Annotated in this window: 1 pseudogene; it reads right to left on the bottom strand. The window is 70.0% G+C overall.

What is annotated here, in order from left to right:
• Positions 1-601, bottom strand: a pseudogene (locus ACTQ1E_RS08875) (hypothetical protein); the annotation flags it as partial.

The following is a 601-nucleotide window of genomic DNA, read 5'->3' as shown; positions in this document are numbered from 1 at the left end:
TCCTGATCTCGACGTGGTTGCGCTCGCAGGCGCCCTTCTGGTCGCTGCGCCCGGGGTCGCAGTAGAACAGCCTCGTCTCGCCCGGCCCCTCGCCGAGCAGCGCCGCGATCGCCGCCTCGTCGGAGAACTCGGCGCCGTTGTCGGTGAGGACGGCGCGGAAGACCCTCCCCATGCCGTCGGCGCCCAGCACCGAGCGCACGCCCTCCAGCGCCGCCTCCACGCTCGCCGAGTCCTTCGCTTCGAGCAGGAGCGCCAGCTGGAGCCTGCTGGGGCGGTGGAGCAGCGTGAGCAGGCAGGCCGAGTCCTCCCGGGCCCCCTCGACGGTGTCCATCTCCCAGGCCGCGGCGCACGCGTCCTCCCCGAGGGCGAGGAACGCGGCATGCGACCTGCGGGCGGAGTGGCGCGTGGCCGCCCGGCCGGCGGCGCGCTTGCGCGGCCTGTAGCCTACCTTCTGCCTGAGCTCCAAGTTCGTCATGCCGTCGTAGCCCGCCGATGTTAGCGTCAATCTATTTTTCACCAGTTTCGCTAAACAGGCGCGCCGTTCGCGCAAAGGCGGTTTCACCGGTTGCGCTAACGTATTTTCACCGATTCCGGTCACGGC

The organism is Collinsella sp. LCP21S3_C7, from assembly GCF_052118485.1.
Lineage (GTDB): Bacteria > Actinomycetota > Coriobacteriia > Coriobacteriales > Coriobacteriaceae > Collinsella.
The sequence above is the reverse complement of the archived record's forward strand: the minus strand, read 5'-3'. Positions and strand labels throughout refer to the sequence as shown.